Here is a 14,554-nt window from a genome sequence, read left to right as displayed (position 1 = left end):
AATTAAATATCGCTTTTTTTACGTTTTTATCGCTCCTATGATGCGGCCATCAACCAAAACAACATGCATCCGAGGAGATCGACATGGCGACCACCGCCCCTGTTTCCGCTTTGCCTTTCCAGATCAATCCCGTTGCCGCGCCGGCCCCGGCCGACATCGTCGCCGCCTTGCAGGACATCGTCGTCTCGCACCTCTCCGACAACTTGCAGCGCCTGTGCGGCATGGGCGGCTTGCGCCGTATCCATGGCGGCAAGAAGCTGGTCGGCACGGCCGTCACGGTCAAGACCCGTCCCGGCGACAACCTGCTGATCTACAAGGCGCTGATGATGATGCAGCCGGGTCAAGTGCTGGTGGTCGACGGCGGCGGCGAGACCAGCAATGCGCTGGTCGGTGAACTGATCATGCTGTACGCGCAGCAGCGCGGCTGCGCCGGCTTCGTGCTGGACTCGGCGGTGCGCGACACCGCGGCTTTCCTTGAGGCCGATTTCCCCTGCTATGCGCGCGCCGTCTCGCACCGCGGCCCCTACAAGAACGGCCCCGGCCACATCAACGTGCCGGTCACCATCGGCGGCCAGGTGGTCAATCCCGGCGACATCGTGGTCGGCGATGAAGACGGCCTGGTGTCTTTCCCGCCGGCGCAGGCCGAGTCGCTGATCGCCGCCGCCCGCAAGACCCAGGCGTACGAAGAGGCCATCAAGGCTGAAATCGCCAACGGCCGCGTCGAGCAGGAATGGCTGGCCCGCGTACTGACGCCGTTCGGCCTGTGAGCCGCGCCGGCATCGCCCCCTGTTTTCACCCCATTGGAGTTTGCATTGAATTTCCTGCCTGCCCATCGGCTTGACAGCGTCAAGCCATCCCCCAGCATGGCTGCAAAAGCCCGCGTCGACGCCTTGCGCGCCGAAGGGCGCAGCATCATCGATTTCACCATCGGCGAGCCCGACTTCCCGACGCCGCAACACATCGTCGACGCCGGCATCGCCGCGCTCAGTGCCGGCCACACCCGTTACACCGCAGCCACCGGCACGCCGGCGCTGCGCCGCGCGATCGCCGACAAGCTGCAGCGCGAGAACGCGCTTTCCTACGGCGTCGACCAGATCGTGGTCGGCATCGGCGCCAAGCACATTATTTACAATGCCTTCGCCGCCACGTTGAACGAAGGCGACCAAGTCATCATCCCGACACCATTCTGGGTGTCTTATCCGGACATGGTGGCGCTCAACGGCGGTACGCCGGTCATCGTCGGCTGCGACGAAAGCTCCGGCTTCAAGCTGACTGCCGCCGCACTCGAAAAAAGCATCACGCCGCGCACCCGCTGGCTGGTGCTCAATACGCCCAACAATCCCAGCGGCGCGGTCTACTCCGCAAGCGAACTGAAGGCGCTGTGCGAGGTGCTCATGCGCCATCCGCAGGTATGGGTGATGACCGACGAGATCTACGAGCATTTCGTCTACGCCGGCGCGCAGCACGTATCGCCGCTGCAGGTGCAGCCGGAGCTGGCTGCGCGCACGCTGGTGATCAACGGCGTTTCCAAGGCTTATGCGATGACCGGCTGGCGCATCGGTTACGGCGCCGGCCCGCGTCCGCTGATGCAGGCGCTGGGTTTGCTGATGACGCAGAGCACCACCTGCGCCGCCGGCGTCAGCCAGGCCGCTGCCGTGGCGGCGCTGTCCGGGCCGCAGCAATGCGTGGCCGAAGGCGCGGCGCTGTTCGCGCAGCGCCGCGAGCGCATCGTCGCGCTGGTCAATGCCATCGACGGCATGCGCTGCCTGGCGCCGGACGGCGCCTTCTACATCTTTCCAAGCGTGCAGGGCCTGCTGGGCAAGAGCACGCCGCAAGGCAAGACGCTGGCCAGCGATGTCGACGTGATGATGTATTTCCTCGAGCAAGCCGGAGTGGCCACCATCGACGGCACTTCGTACGGCCAGCCGGGTTACCTGCGTTTTTCGTTCGCGACTTCGCTGGAGCAGATCGAGCAGGGATGCGCCCAACTCGCCGCAGCGGTTGCGGTGCTGAAGTAAGCGCGGGTTCAGCCAGACTTGTCGGCCGGTCTTGACCGGCCGGCTTCACACAGCGGCCATTCAAAAGGCCGCGAATAAACCGGGGGCGTGCGTCACGCGCTCCACCTAACCGGAGGGATCATGATGGACTTCAAGAAAACCGTTCTGGCCGTCGCCCTGCTGGCGGCGAGCTTCTCCGCCGCAGCCGACCAGCTGGCCGACATCAAGCAAAAGGGCACCCTGGTGTGCGGCACCCTGGGCACGGCTGAGCCGTTCAGTTTCTCCAACCAGCAAACGCGCGAGATCCAGGGCTATGACGTCGACTTCTGCAAGGCCATCGCCAAGAACCTTGGCGTGAAGCTGGAGCTGAAGATGATCTCGGTCGCGGCCCGCATCCCCGAGCTGCAGCAAAACCGGGTCGACATCGTGATCGCCAACCTCGGCTGGACCGCCGAGCGCGCCGAACAGATCGCTTATTCCGACGCCTATTACGCCAGCCCGCAAAAGCTTGCCGTCAAGCGCAGCTCCGGCTACAAGTCGCCGGCCGAGCTGGGCGGCAAGCGCGTTTCCGCGACCAAGGGTTCCACCTCGGAACTGGCCGTGCGCAAAGCCATCCCGACCGCTTCCGTGACCACCTTCCAGGATCCGCCGGCTGCTTTCCTGGCGATGCAGCAGGGCAAGGTCGAAGGTTTCGCCGTGTCCGAACTGATGCTCTCGAAGTTCCAGGCGCAAGTGGAAAGCAGCTCGCCGATCGACATCCTGAACCCGCCGCTGATCAATGAACTGTGGGGCGTGGGCATGCGCAAGGAAGAGGGCGGCCTGATCAAGCAAGTCAACGCCACGCTGGAAGGCATGGAAAAGTCGGGCGAAGCGCAGCAGGTCTTCGACAAGTGGTTCGGCCCATCGACCCAGTACAAGCTCAAGCGCGACTTCAAGATCGAGCCCATCAAGGGCTGATGCCAGGAACCTGTTCGCGATCTCCCGGCAAGATCGTGAACAGGCGCTAAGAAGGCACGGCGCCGGCATCGTCCGGGCGCCGGCATCACCGGACCGCGCCGGGCCAAACAAGATCCGGCGCAGCGCATTGCAGGAGTACTCCATGAAACTGGATTTTTCGGTGCTGCTGCGGGACGACTACCCGCGCATGATCATCGAGGGCGTGATCACCATGCTCAAGCTGACCGCCTATTCGTGGCTGCTGGCCATGGCGGTCGGCATCGTGCTGGCCGTGATCCGCATGAGCAACAACCGCGTCGCCACCGGCTTCGTCGCCGGTTATGTCGAATACCACCAGAACGTGCCGATGCTGGTGCAGATCTTCCTCTGGTATTTCGGCGTGCCAACGCTGTTGCCCGATTCCGTACAGCTGTGGTTCAACATGCACCGCAGCGATTTCCTGTTCGCCGCCATCGCGGTCGGCCTGGCCATGGGCGCGTATATGTCCGAAGGCCTGCGCGCAGGCATCCGTTCGATCCCGCGCGCGCAGATGGAAGCGGCGCGCGCGCTGGGGCTGTCGTATCTCAAGGCCTCGCGCCTGGTGATCCTGCCGCAGGCGCTGCGGCTGGCGCTGCCCACGCTGGTCAGCTACAGCGTGCTGCTGTTCAAGAATACCAGCCTGGCGATGGTGATCGGCGTGGCCGAACTGACCTACGCCACCCGCGAGATCGAAAGCCAGTCTTTCCACACGGTGGAAATCTACCTGCTGTCCACCACGATCTATCTCGGCATTTCGCTGCTGATCATGGCCATCGGCGCGGCGCTGGAAAACCGCTACCGCATCAAGACGCGCTGAGAGGAATGCCATGAACGATATCTACGACATCATCCGCGACAACTGGATGTTGCTGCTGGTGGGCCAATATCCGCACGGCCCGCTGGGCGGCCTGGCGATCACGCTGCTGCTTTCGGTGCTGGGCCTGGTGCTGGCGTTCCCGGTCAGCCTGCTGCTGGCGCTGGGGCGCGTCTCGCCGCTGCGCATGTTCCGCGTGCCGGCCACCGTCATCGTCTACCTCGCCCGCGGCGTGCCGCTGGTGATGTTCATCTTCTGGGTGTACTTCTTCGTCCCCCTGCTGATCGGGCGCACGGTTTCCGGTTTCACCACCATGCTCATCACGCTGGTGATCTATGAGGCGGCCTATCTGGCCGAAGTGATCCGCGCCGGCATCGAGGGGCTGCCGCGCGGCCAGGTCGAGGCTTCGCGCGCGCTGGGCATGAGCTACCTGCAGACCATGTTCAAGGTGGTGCTGCCGCAGGCCCTGTACAACATGCTGCCGGCGATGATCAGCCAGTTCGTCTCCAACATCAAGGAAACCTCGCTGGGTTATGTGATCAGCGTCAACGAACTGACCTTCGCCGCCAACCAGATCAACAGCATGCTGCTGACCAAGCCGTTCCCGGTCTTCATCCTGCTGGCGCTGATGTACTTCGTGCTGTGCTTCATGCTCACGCGCATGGCGCGCGTGCTGGAAAAGCGCATCGCCGCCAAGCGCGCGGCCAACCCCGTGAACCCGGCGGCGCAGGCAGCGCCGCCGGTCGCAGCCTGAACCCAACGAGGAGCAACGCATATGGCGAGCAACAACCCGTGCGCAACCAACACGGCCATGATTTCCTTCGAAGGCGTCAACAAGTGGTACGACAGCTACCACGCGCTGGCCGACATCAACGCTGAAGTCGCCAAGGGCGAAGTGGTGGTGATCTGCGGCCCGTCCGGTTCGGGCAAGTCGACCCTGATCCGTACCGTCAACCGCCTGGAAGAGATCCAGAAGGGGCGCATCGTATTCGACGGGCAAGACGTCCATGCGCCCAAGCTGGATGTGAACCACTTCCGCAGTCGCGTCGGTTTCGTGTTCCAGAGCTTCAACCTGTTCCCGCACCTGTCGGTGGCGGAAAACATCATGATGGCGCCCATCAACGTGCTCAGGAAAAAGCGCGCCGACGCCCGCGTGCGGGCGCTGGAGCTGCTCGAGCGCGTCGGCCTGGCGGCCAAGGCGGAAGCTTTCCCGGGGCAGCTTTCCGGCGGCCAGCAGCAGCGCGTGGCGATCGCCCGCGCGCTGGCGATGGATCCGCCCGCGATGCTGTTCGATGAGCCGACCTCGGCGCTCGATCCCGAGATGGTGGGCGAGGTGCTGCAAGTGATGAAGGGCCTGGCGCGCGAAGGCATGACCATGATGTGCGTCACCCACGAAATGAACTTCGCCCGCGAAGTGGCCGACCGCGTCTGGTTCATGGACCACGGCAAGCTGGTCGAGACCGGTACCCCGGAAGAGTTCTTCACCCGTGCGCAGAGTGAGCGCGCGCGCAAGTTCCTGGCCGAACTGCGCGACCACTGAAGCCGGCGCCGGACACAAGGACCAACAAGGGGAAGCCAATGAAATGGAATGACGTGCGCGTCTCTACACGCCTGTCGGCCTGCATTACCGGCCTGATGGTGGCGATGCTGTCGGTGGCGGCCGCGACCCAGTACACCACGGTGCTGACCATGGAGCAGGCGCAGGAGTCGGTGCGCGACTATGACCAGCGCATCATCACCGCGGTGCGCTGGCTGGGCACTGCCGAATTGACCAGCGAACGCATGGTGGGCGCGCTTAACACTTCCGATGGCGACCTGGCGATGCGCTACGAACAGGAAGTGCAGGCCGGCCGCGAGCAGATGGCCAAGCTGGAAAAAGAGCTTGCTGCGCATGCGCTGAGCGATGGCGACCGCGCTTCGCTAGCCGCCATCGAGGCCGCCAGCGCCAGGCTGGCCGGCATCTCCAAGGCCGCCTCCGAACTCTCCTACAAGGGCGATATCGGCGGCGTGCAGACCATGATCGACAACGAGCTCAAGCCGGCCATCGCCGCTTACCTGGGCGCGCTCAAGAAGTTCGTCGCCCTGGAAGAGCAGCAGCGCGACCAGGTGGTGACCGATGTCGGCGCGCAAAGCCGTCGGCTGATGAGCGCGGGCCTCATCGGCGCCGCCTTGCTGCTGGCCATCGGCTTTGCTACCGCGCGCCTGATCGCGCGCTCCATCACGCGTCCGCTGGCGCGCGCCGTCGAACAGGCCGAGCGTATCGCGCACGGCAACCTGTTGCGCGGCCGGGATGATGGCATTGAAGACCGGCGCGACGAGTTCGGACAGCTGCAGCAGGCGCTGGAGCGGATGGCCGATGGCCTGCGCATGCTGGTGGCGCAAGTGCGCAGCGGCGTCGGTTCGGTTTCGACCGCGACCTCGGAAATCGCCAGCGGCAACCAGGAGCTGGCGTACCGCACCGAGCAGACCGTGGGCAATTTGCAGGTCACCGCCGCTTCCATGGAAGAATTCGCCGGCACCATCGGACAGTCGGCCGATACCGCGCGCCAGGCCAGCCAGCTGGCCACCCAGGCGGCGCAATCGGCCACCCGCGGCGGCAGCGTGATGAACGATGTGGTCGAGCGCATGGCACAGATTTCCGGCTCCTCGCGCAAGATCGCCGAGATCACCGGCGTGATCGACGGCATCGCTTTCCAGACCAATATCCTGGCGTTGAATGCAGCGGTGGAAGCCGCCCGTGCCGGCGAGCAGGGCCGCGGTTTCGCAGTGGTGGCGTCCGAAGTGCGTTCGCTCGCACAACGTTCGGCCCAGGCCGCGCGTGAAATCAAGGAACTGATCGGCAGTTCGCTGGCCACGGTGGCCGCCGGCTCGGAACAGGTAGGCCAGGCCGGCGCCGCCATGCAAGAGATCGTTGGCGACGTCCATCGCGTCAGCGGCCTGATCGGTGAAATTACGGCGGCTGCGGTCGAACAGAACAGCGGCATCAGCCAGGTCAACGCCGCCTTGTCGGATCTCGACGCCATGACCCAGCAGAACGCGGCCCTGGTCGAACAGGCCTCGGCCGCCGCCGAGTCGCTGCGCGAACAGGCGGCCGGTTTGGCGCAGCTGGTCAGCGTGTTCGAGGTTGACGGGAATGAGCAGCGGCCCGCCCTGCGTCAGGTGCGGATCCAGCCAGAATCTTTGGACGCACCGGTGGCGCGAGCCATCGGCGTATAGCTTGTTCCGGGCTGGATCAGGCCCGGGATGTTTTGTCGGGCCGGGTATCCCCCGGCCCGTTTTTATTGGGCGTTATTTTTCCGCTGTGGCGATCAACTGGAGATATGCCGCGAGCTTGTTTGCGGAGTCATTGACTTCATTCAGCATGCTGCCAGATGTCGACAAAGGCGCCGTTAATCCATAAGGTGAGCGCCCTGGTCCTGTTGCGGCGTGCCGTTACCATCGGGGCGTATCCGGCATGGATGCGGAACTGGGAACGTCGGCGTCGGTTTTGCGCAATACCAGTTCAACACCCAGTATGTTGAGCAGTTCGAGCAGGCGGTCGGCGCTTGCCTTGGCGGCGTTCCTCTCCATGGCGGAAAGCGTTTGCTGCGTAACGCCGAGCCGGTGGGCAACCTCGGTCTGGGTCATTCCGGTTTGCTTGCGGTAAGCCTGCAGGATTGCCGGTAGATGGGCAGCGGTTCTGATCGGATATTCAGTCATACAAGCCTCAGTATGTATTCAAGTGAAACAAGTCATACTCTGTTTTAATGTTTTACGTATCAAGATTTGTTTATTTGATATACAGATTTTGATTTGTTTTTCAAATTAACACATTGTGATTTGTATCGAAGGCGGATTCATCTATCCAGGCGTGCGTCTGCCCGGCGCCTTTTTCACTTCCACCTGATGCGCCGCGAGCGGTTTGCCGTCGTGTCCGGTCGGCTGCATGCGCGGCACGGGCTTGCCGCTTTTCTTTTCCAGCAGTTGCGAATGCCTTTCGCCCGGTGCGAACAGGTGCTGCTCGCCCCACTGGCGCAGGCCGATCACCACCGGCAGCAGCGCCTCGCCTTTTTTCGTCAGCACGTATTCCTGGTAGGCGCTGCCATCCGAGGCCGGCACGCTGTCGAGGATGCCGGCCTCGGTCAACTTCTTCAGGCGGTCGGTGAGGATGTTGCGCGCCACGCCCAGGTTGTCGCGGAACTCGCCGAAGCGGCGCAGGCCGTCGAAAGCGTCGCGCACGATCAGGAGCGCCCAGCGGTCGCCGACGATGTCGAGTGAACGACCTACGGGGCAGTGTTGGGCATAAGCCGCATGGGGCTGGAGGGCGGGTTTCTTGTCGGTGGGCATGGGCGGGTGGTGTCGGTCGCAGTTGCGTTGTCGAAGCGGCAGCTGAAAACCCTGCCGCCAGTCTGGTTGCATTTTAAAACCATAATCGCTTACACTCCAAATGGTTTTGAAATGCAACCACATTGAAAGGCTTCCCATGCCATCCGCCGCCCCGGATTCGACCGCGACATCAATCGCGACCCCTTGCCTGCCATCCCGGCAGCCGGCCCTCAGCCGGACATTGACGCTGCTGTTCGCCATCGCCGCCGGCATCAGCGTGGCCAACGTCTACTATGCCCAGCCCTTGCTGGATGCCTTGGCCGCCGATGTCGGCATCGCTACCGCCGCGGTGGGCATGGTGGTCAGCGCCACCCAGGCCGGTTCCACACTGGCCTTGCTGTTGCTGGTGCCGCTGGGCGACTTGCTGTCGCGGCGCCGGCTGATGCTATGGCAGGCGGCGGCGCTGGCCGTATTTTTGCTCGCCGTGGCCGCCAGCGATTCGGTGTGGATGCTGCTGGCCGGCATGCTGGCGGTGGGCATGCTGGGCACGGCGATGACGCAGGGACTGATTTCCTATGCGGCCGCGCTGGCGCCGCCGCAGGAGCGCGGCGCGGTGCTGGGGACGGTGCAGGCCGGCGTGGTCATCGGTTTGCTGCTGGCTCGTGTGGTCGCGGGGGGGGTGGCTGATGTGGGGGGCTGGAGGCTGGTCTACCTGTGTTCGGCGGCGCTGATCGTGGTGACCGCCATTGGCCTGGCGCGCATGCTGCCGCCGGCGCCCGCAGCGGCGCCATCGATGCGCTATGGGCAATTGTTGCGTTCGATGGCCGGCTTGCTGTTGCGCGAGCGGGTGTTGCAGGTGCGCGGCGTGCTGGCGCTGCTGATGTTCGCCGCCTTCAATATTTTCTGGAGCGCGCTGGTGCTGCCGTTGTCGGCGCCGCCGCATGCGATGTCGCATGGTGCCATCGGCGCCTTCGGCCTGGTCGGGGTGGTTGGCGTGCTGGGTGCGGCCCGCGCCGGCCGCTGGGCCGACCGCGGCCTGGCCCGGCACGCCACCGGCGGCGCCTTGCTCCTGCTGCTGCTGTCGTGGCTGCCGCTGGCTTTTGCCGATACCAGCCTGTGGGCGCTGGTGGCCGGCATCCTGCTGCTGGACCTGGGCGGCCAGATGATCCATGTCACCAACCAAAGCCTGATCCTGCGCGCGCAGCCGCAAGCGCACAGTCGCATGATCGGCTGCTACATGATGTTCTACGCGGTGGGCAGCGGCGGCGGCGCGCTGGCGGCCACGCACATGTATGCGTATGCCGGCTGGGGTGGGGTTTGCGTTCTCGGTGCGGCGGTCAGCCTGGCGGCCTTGTTATGGTGGGGGCTGACGCTGCGCCTGATGCCGCGTCATTGAATGCCGGCATCAGGCTGACATGCTGTCTCAGTGCAGCTCTTCCGCCTCGAACCCGGCCCCGCGCAGCGCCTGCAGCACTTGCGCCAGATGCGGGCGGCCGCGCGTTTGCAGCACCAGTTCGATGTCGACGTTTTGCGCCGCCAGCAGGGTGAAGGCGCGCTGGTGGTGGACCTCGTCGATGTTGGCGCCGGCTTCGGCGACGATGCCGGTGATTTTCGCCAGCGTGCCGGGGACGTCGCGCGAGCTGACCTTCACGCGCGCCAGGCGGCCGGCGCGCACCATGCCGCGTTCGATGATGGCGGTGAGCAATAGCGGGTCGATGTTGCCGCCCGACAGCACCAGTCCCACGCGCTTGCCGCGGAAGCGGTCGGGGTGGCGCAGCAGCGCCGCCAGGCCGGCGGCGCCGGCGCCTTCGACCAGGGTCTTCTCGATTTCCAGCAGCATCAGTACGGCTTGTTCGATATCGCCTTCGTCCACCAGCAGCAGCTCGTTGGCTTCGCGGGCGATGATGGCGCGCGTGAGCGTGCCGGGCGTGCCGACCGCGATGCCTTCGGCGATGGTGCTGGTGCCCATCGGATGTTCGGTGCCCTTGACCGCGTTGACCATGCTCGGGAAGCGCCGCGTCTGTACGCCGACGATTTCAAGCTCGGGCTTGATGGCGCGCGCCGCCACCGCCATCCCGGCCAGCAGGCCGCCGCCGCCGATGGCCACCACCAGCGTGTCGAGGTCGGGCACCGCGTGCAGCATCTCCAGCGCCACCGTACCCTGGCCGGCGATGATGGCTTCGTCGTCGTAGGGATGGACGAAGGTCAGGTTCTCTTTTTCCGCCAGCTCATAGGCATGGGCGCGCGCCGCTTCCAGCGTATCGCCGTGCAGCACGACATTGGCGCCGAAGCCGCGCGTGCGCTCGATCTTCACGCCGGGGGTGAAGCGCGGCATGACGATGGTGGCCGGCAAGCCCAGGCGTTGCGCATGGTAGGCCACGCCCTGGGCATGGTTGCCTGCGGACATGGCGATCACCCCGCGCGTGCCGTCGCCGCTTTGGGCGACGTCGACCAGCTTGTTGCAGGCGCCGCGTTCCTTGAAGGAGGCGGTGAACTGCAGGTTCTCGAACTTGAGGAACACCTGGGCGCCGACGATCTGCGACAGCGTGCGCGATTCGACACAGGGGGTTTCCAGGATCTGGCCTTGCAGCCGGCGGGCGGCGGCTTCGATGTCTTTAAGTGTAGTCATGGTGGGATTGTAGAGGCATTGCACCGCTTTGTAGCATTTGCCCTTGGTGCCCGTGTGAGATGGCGAAAAATAGACAAGCGGGACGGAACGATGTGCATTTTTCAAAAAACCGACGCGGGAAATTTGCAGGCTATCGCCAGCGGCGCCCGGATAGCCATTGGCGGGCGTCGATTGGCATCGATTTCCCTGTTAGCGCATGGATATATGTTTCTCTGCCGCGATTGAGAAATTCTTTTGCCGGCGCCATTGAAGTGAGGCGATGCGCCGACTAGAGTGAAGACTCCGTCGCATCGCGGCCTGGTTCACACCAGCTCGGGAAGCGGCCCCTCAGGATTGCCCGTCTGATCAGACATCAGACATCGGCAGGCCTTCTCGGCAGTTCCTCAATACAAGCTTCTGCGTTCCACCCAAGGAGACATCAATGAGCATTGCAACCCGGTATCCGGATGTCAAGCCGTCCCCGCCACCACTGTTGCCGCCCGAGGGCGGGGCGCGCGTCACGTCGCGTTTCGAACAGCGCAGTTCCCCGTTGTTGCTGTCGTTGGTCGAACTCGATCCGCGCGAAGTCGTGGATGGCGTGATGACCGAACAAGGCTTCCTGGCCGCCGACATCGTTCCGGTCGGCCCCATGCGCGAAGCATGCCCGCATTGCCAGGGCGTGGCCCTGCAACTGGTGTTGCGTCATCGCCATGTCAAGCGTTCCCATCTGTTCTGCCGCGTGTGCACCCGTTGTTATGACGCCATGAACGAAAGCGGCCGCTCGGTGCTGACCATCTGAGCGGACCGATAGCAAGGTTTCCGCGGCATCATGCGCAGGGCGCCGTCCGTAAAAGGGCCGCGCCCTGCGGCGTTTACCGCGCCGGGCCGGCAACGCGCACCCACTTCCCCCCGCAACAATCACCAGGAGTCGCCATGCCCCGTGCCCCCAGGTTGCCCGCCAAGCAGGATTTCCCGGTGCACCAGATACGCCGCTACCTTGAGCCCGGCCCGATCGTGCTGGTGTCGTCGGCGTACAAGAAACAACGCAACATCATGACCATGGGGTGGCATACCGTCATGGAGTTCGCCCCCTCGTTGCTAGGATGCGTCATCGCCGGCGGCAACCATAGTTTCGAACTCATCCGCAACAGCCGGGAATGCGTGATCAACCTGCCCACGGTCGCACTGATCGACCAGGTGGTCGGCATCGGCAACTGTTCGGGCGCGCAGGTCGACAAATTCGAGCGCTTCGGCCTGACCCCGCTGCCTGCGGCCGAGGTCGGCGCGCCGCTGATCGGCGAATGCCACGCCAACTTCGAATGCCGCCTGCACGACGGCAAGCTGATCGGGAAATACAACTATTTCATTTTCGAAGTGCTGAAGGCGCATGTGGCGCGCACGCCGAAAAATCCGAAGACGGTGCATTACAAAGGCAATGGGGAATTCATGGTGGCCGGAGAAGTGATCAGCCGGCGCTCAGGTTTTCGCCGCGAATATCTCTGAGCGTTTCGGGATAGGAGCAATAGGCTAGAATCGGCTTCCGACTCAGGAGGCCGCATATGGACTACGCATACAAGCACATCGATTCGCCGGTCGGCCGGCTCACGCTGGTGGCCAGGGGCGACAAACTGACGGCCATCCTGTGGGAGAACGACCGCGCCGGCCGCGTGCGCCTGGGCGAGATGGCGCAGGACGACGCGTGCCCGGTGCTGCTCGAGACGGCGCGCCAGTTGGCCGATTATTTCGCCGGCCGGCGTACCGGCTTCGATATCGCATTGGCATTCGACGGCACCGATTTCCAGAAGCAGGTATGGGCCGCGCTGCTCACCATTCCCTACGGCCAGACCCGCACCTATCTGGAGATTGCGCGCCAGCTCGGCAACGAGAAGGCGGTGCGCGCGGTAGGCGCGGCCAACGGGCGCAATCCGATTTCCATCATCGCGCCCTGCCATCGCGTGATCGGTTCGGGCGGCGAGCTGACCGGTTTCGCCGGCGGCTTGCACGCCAAGAAGCTGCTGCTGGCGATCGAAGGCATTTCCACCGAGGGGCGCGACGCGGGCGCGGCGATCGACCCGGGCAGAAAAGCGCAACACCGGCGCGCGGCGGATCCCAACCAGCTTTCGTTGCTGTGATGCCGGGAATCGCTTAGGCCGCCTGCAGGAACTCCGGACCGAAATCGAGCAGCACGTCGCGCACAAGCGAGGCGGTGCTTTGGCAGCCGAGCTTGTCCTTGATGCTGGCGCGGTGCACGTCCACGGTCTTGACGCTGATGTCGAATTCGCGCGCGATGAGCTTGCTGGAATGGCCGAGGATCACCTTGTCGAGGATCTCGCGCTCGCGCGCGGTCAGCGTCTTCAGGCGCGCCTTGAGCAGCAGGCGGCGTTCGCGCGCCTGCATGTTGCCGGCCACATTCTTGAGCGTGACCTGGATGCGCTCGAGCATCTGCTGCGAGTTATAGGGCTTCTCGAAAAAATCCACCGCGCCATTTTGCAGCGCGCGCACCGACATCGGGATGTCGCCATGCCCGGAGACGAAGATCACCGGGATGCCGGCGCCGATCTGGTTCAGGCGCTCCTGCAGCTGGAAGCCGCTCACCTCGGGCATGCGCACATCGAGGATCAGGCAGGACAGGCTGTTGGCGTCGTAGGCCTTGAGGAAGGCTTCCGGCCCGTCGAAGCATTCGGTGCGGATATTGACCGAGCTGAGCAGCCAGGCCAGCGAAGTGCGGACGGCCTCGTCGTCGTCGACGATATAGACCACAGGCGAGTTGGGTTCCATCATCATCTTCATCCCGTCAGGAATTGCCGGATCGTCCCGGCCTGTTGCGGACTGCGCGGCGCGCCGTCGCGCGGGCACAGTGTTGCGGAGCTTGCCTTGATCCATAGCAAAAAGCAGGCCTGCCGCCAGCCCGTAATTTATGCCAATGCCGGCGTGCGCGGTAGAGGCCCGCGGCGCGGCATCCCGGCCGCGCAGGCATGGCTTGTGCGGCGCACGATCGCCGCCGTTGCGCGCCGATATTGGGGGATGGCTGAAACCGGCCATGCCGGCGTGCGCAAACTGTGCACTGCATCTAGGGGTTTATACCTAGATGCCATATGGGAATCCCCCGTGGCGCGGCAATCCGCACGAATGGTGGGCGCATCGGGCTTGCCTTAATCTAGTGACATTCGAAGCGCCGTGCCTCATCGGCGTGCAAACAGGAGCCACAGCATGAGCGCCAACGGCGTAAGCAGCCACACCACCGATTCCGCGGCCAAGCCGGCGCCGAGCCGGGAGCAGATCGAATTCCGCAATGCCATGGCGCACCTGCCGGCGGCGGTCTCCATCATCACCACCAACGGCGAAGGCGGCCGCTGCGGCGTCACCGCCAGCGCGGTGTGTTCCGTCACCGACTCGCCGCCCACCATCCTGATCTGCCTGAACCGCGGCAGCGCCATGCACGACGTGTTCAAGAAGAACGGCCACCTGTGCGTGAATGTGCTCTCCGACGAACAGGAGCAACTGGCCATGCATTTTTCCGGCGCCACCAGGGTGCCGATGGAGGAGCGCTTCTCCTGGGATGTCTGGGAAGAAGAGGGCGCGTTGCGGCAGCCGGTGCTGGCCGACGCGCTGGTCAAGTTGCAGGGGCGCATCCGCGAGTTCAAGGAAGTCGGGTCGCATTCGGTGATGTTCGTCGAGTTGTCGGACGTGCGGGTGTCCGAAGAGAAGGACAGCCTGATCTATTTCAACCGTCTGTTCCACAAGGTCAAGCGCATGGCGCTGTGATTGCGCCCGGCGTCCCGACCGAAGTCGGGGGCGCCAGTGCCGTTCGCGGCACTCCCGATGAACAATCGAAAAAGCCGATCGAAAAAGCCG

Annotated in this window: 16 protein-coding genes; 12 read left to right on the top strand and 4 right to left on the bottom strand. The window is 64.3% G+C overall.

Going from position 1 to position 14,554, the window contains the following annotated elements; genetic code table 11:
- Window positions 1-83: 83 nt before the first annotated feature.
- The 7 genes from AC07N6_RS14970 (at window position 84) to AC07N6_RS14940 (ending at window position 7,002) form a co-directional block, all read left to right on the top strand.
- Window positions 84-767 (top strand): RraA family protein, encoded by a 684-nt coding sequence (locus tag AC07N6_RS14970; RefSeq protein ID WP_494782368.1) that lies wholly within the window; start codon window positions 84-86, stop codon window positions 765-767.
- Between the two features lie 96 nt (window positions 768-863).
- Window positions 864-2,018: a pyridoxal phosphate-dependent aminotransferase gene (locus AC07N6_RS14965; protein WP_494782369.1), complete on the top strand. Its 1,155-nt coding sequence runs from the start codon at window positions 864-866 to the stop codon at window positions 2,016-2,018.
- Between the two features lie 120 nt (window positions 2,019-2,138).
- Window positions 2,139-2,954, top strand: a complete 816-nt coding sequence (locus AC07N6_RS14960; protein ID WP_494782370.1) for an ABC transporter substrate-binding protein — start codon at window positions 2,139-2,141, stop codon at window positions 2,952-2,954.
- 142 nt (window positions 2,955-3,096) lie between these two features.
- Complete coding sequence (locus AC07N6_RS14955) at window positions 3,097-3,789, top strand: amino acid ABC transporter permease (protein WP_494782371.1); 693 nt, start codon at window positions 3,097-3,099, stop codon at window positions 3,787-3,789.
- A 10-nt stretch (window positions 3,790-3,799) separates the two neighbouring features.
- A complete protein-coding gene (locus tag AC07N6_RS14950; protein WP_494782372.1) occupies window positions 3,800-4,540 on the top strand; it encodes an amino acid ABC transporter permease in 741 nt (246 codons plus the stop codon).
- A 57-nt stretch (window positions 4,541-4,597) separates the two neighbouring features.
- Window positions 4,598-5,326, top strand: coding sequence for an amino acid ABC transporter ATP-binding protein (locus AC07N6_RS14945; protein ID WP_494782426.1), 729 nt, complete (start codon window positions 4,598-4,600; stop codon window positions 5,324-5,326).
- Between the two features lie 38 nt (window positions 5,327-5,364).
- Complete coding sequence (locus AC07N6_RS14940; RefSeq protein ID WP_494782373.1) at window positions 5,365-7,002, top strand: methyl-accepting chemotaxis protein; 1,638 nt, start codon at window positions 5,365-5,367, stop codon at window positions 7,000-7,002.
- A gap of 216 nt (window positions 7,003-7,218) precedes the next feature.
- Here the strand turns inward: AC07N6_RS14940 and AC07N6_RS14935 are convergent, their stop codons facing one another.
- Together AC07N6_RS14935 and AC07N6_RS14930 are read right to left on the bottom strand one after the other, a co-directional pair.
- Entirely contained in the window at window positions 7,219-7,485 is a 267-nt protein-coding gene (locus AC07N6_RS14935; protein WP_494782374.1) for a helix-turn-helix domain-containing protein, read from the bottom strand.
- Between the two features lie 141 nt (window positions 7,486-7,626).
- Window positions 7,627-8,112 (bottom strand): winged helix-turn-helix transcriptional regulator, encoded by a 486-nt coding sequence (locus AC07N6_RS14930; RefSeq protein ID WP_494782375.1) that lies wholly within the window; start codon window positions 8,110-8,112, stop codon window positions 7,627-7,629.
- 136 nt (window positions 8,113-8,248) lie between these two features.
- Here AC07N6_RS14930 and AC07N6_RS14925 point away from each other — a divergent pair, with 136 nt between their 5' ends.
- Entirely contained in the window at window positions 8,249-9,487 is a 1,239-nt protein-coding gene (locus AC07N6_RS14925; RefSeq protein ID WP_494782376.1) for an MFS transporter, read from the top strand.
- A gap of 27 nt (window positions 9,488-9,514) precedes the next feature.
- Here the strand turns inward: AC07N6_RS14925 and AC07N6_RS14920 are convergent, their stop codons facing one another.
- Window positions 9,515-10,720: a threonine ammonia-lyase gene (locus AC07N6_RS14920; RefSeq protein ID WP_494782377.1), complete on the bottom strand. Its 1,206-nt coding sequence runs from the start codon at window positions 10,718-10,720 to the stop codon at window positions 9,515-9,517.
- A gap of 421 nt (window positions 10,721-11,141) precedes the next feature.
- Between AC07N6_RS14920 and AC07N6_RS14915 the strand changes: the two genes are divergently transcribed.
- The 3 genes from AC07N6_RS14915 to AC07N6_RS14905 all read left to right on the top strand — a co-directional run bounded on the left by AC07N6_RS14915 (window position 11,142) and on the right by AC07N6_RS14905 (window position 12,831).
- Window positions 11,142-11,498 carry a hypothetical protein gene (locus AC07N6_RS14915; RefSeq protein WP_494782378.1) on the top strand — a complete coding sequence of 119 codons (357 nt, stop codon included), beginning with the start codon at window positions 11,142-11,144 and terminating at the stop codon, window positions 11,496-11,498.
- Between the two features lie 134 nt (window positions 11,499-11,632).
- On the top strand, window positions 11,633-12,202 hold the full coding sequence (locus AC07N6_RS14910; protein WP_494782379.1) for a flavin reductase family protein: 570 nt from the start codon (window positions 11,633-11,635) through the stop codon (window positions 12,200-12,202).
- Window positions 12,203-12,258: 56 nt separating this feature from the next.
- Complete coding sequence (locus tag AC07N6_RS14905; RefSeq protein WP_494782380.1) at window positions 12,259-12,831, top strand: methylated-DNA--[protein]-cysteine S-methyltransferase; 573 nt, start codon at window positions 12,259-12,261, stop codon at window positions 12,829-12,831.
- Between the two features lie 13 nt (window positions 12,832-12,844).
- Here AC07N6_RS14905 and AC07N6_RS14900 read toward each other — a convergent pair whose 3' ends face one another.
- Window positions 12,845-13,480 (bottom strand): response regulator transcription factor, encoded by a 636-nt coding sequence (locus AC07N6_RS14900; protein ID WP_494782381.1) that lies wholly within the window; start codon window positions 13,478-13,480, stop codon window positions 12,845-12,847.
- 429 nt (window positions 13,481-13,909) lie between these two features.
- Between AC07N6_RS14900 and hpaC the strand changes: the two genes are divergently transcribed.
- The gene (gene hpaC / locus AC07N6_RS14895) at window positions 13,910-14,464 is read left to right on the top strand and encodes a 4-hydroxyphenylacetate 3-monooxygenase, reductase component (protein WP_494782382.1); all 555 of its coding nucleotides are present in this window, start codon (window positions 13,910-13,912) and stop codon (window positions 14,462-14,464) included.
- Window positions 14,465-14,554: the final 90 nt, after the last annotated feature.

This window comes from Herbaspirillum sp. GW821-FHT09A12, from assembly GCF_059418325.1.
Note: the sequence above shows the minus strand (reverse complement) of the source record. Positions and strands in the feature narration are given on the sequence as shown.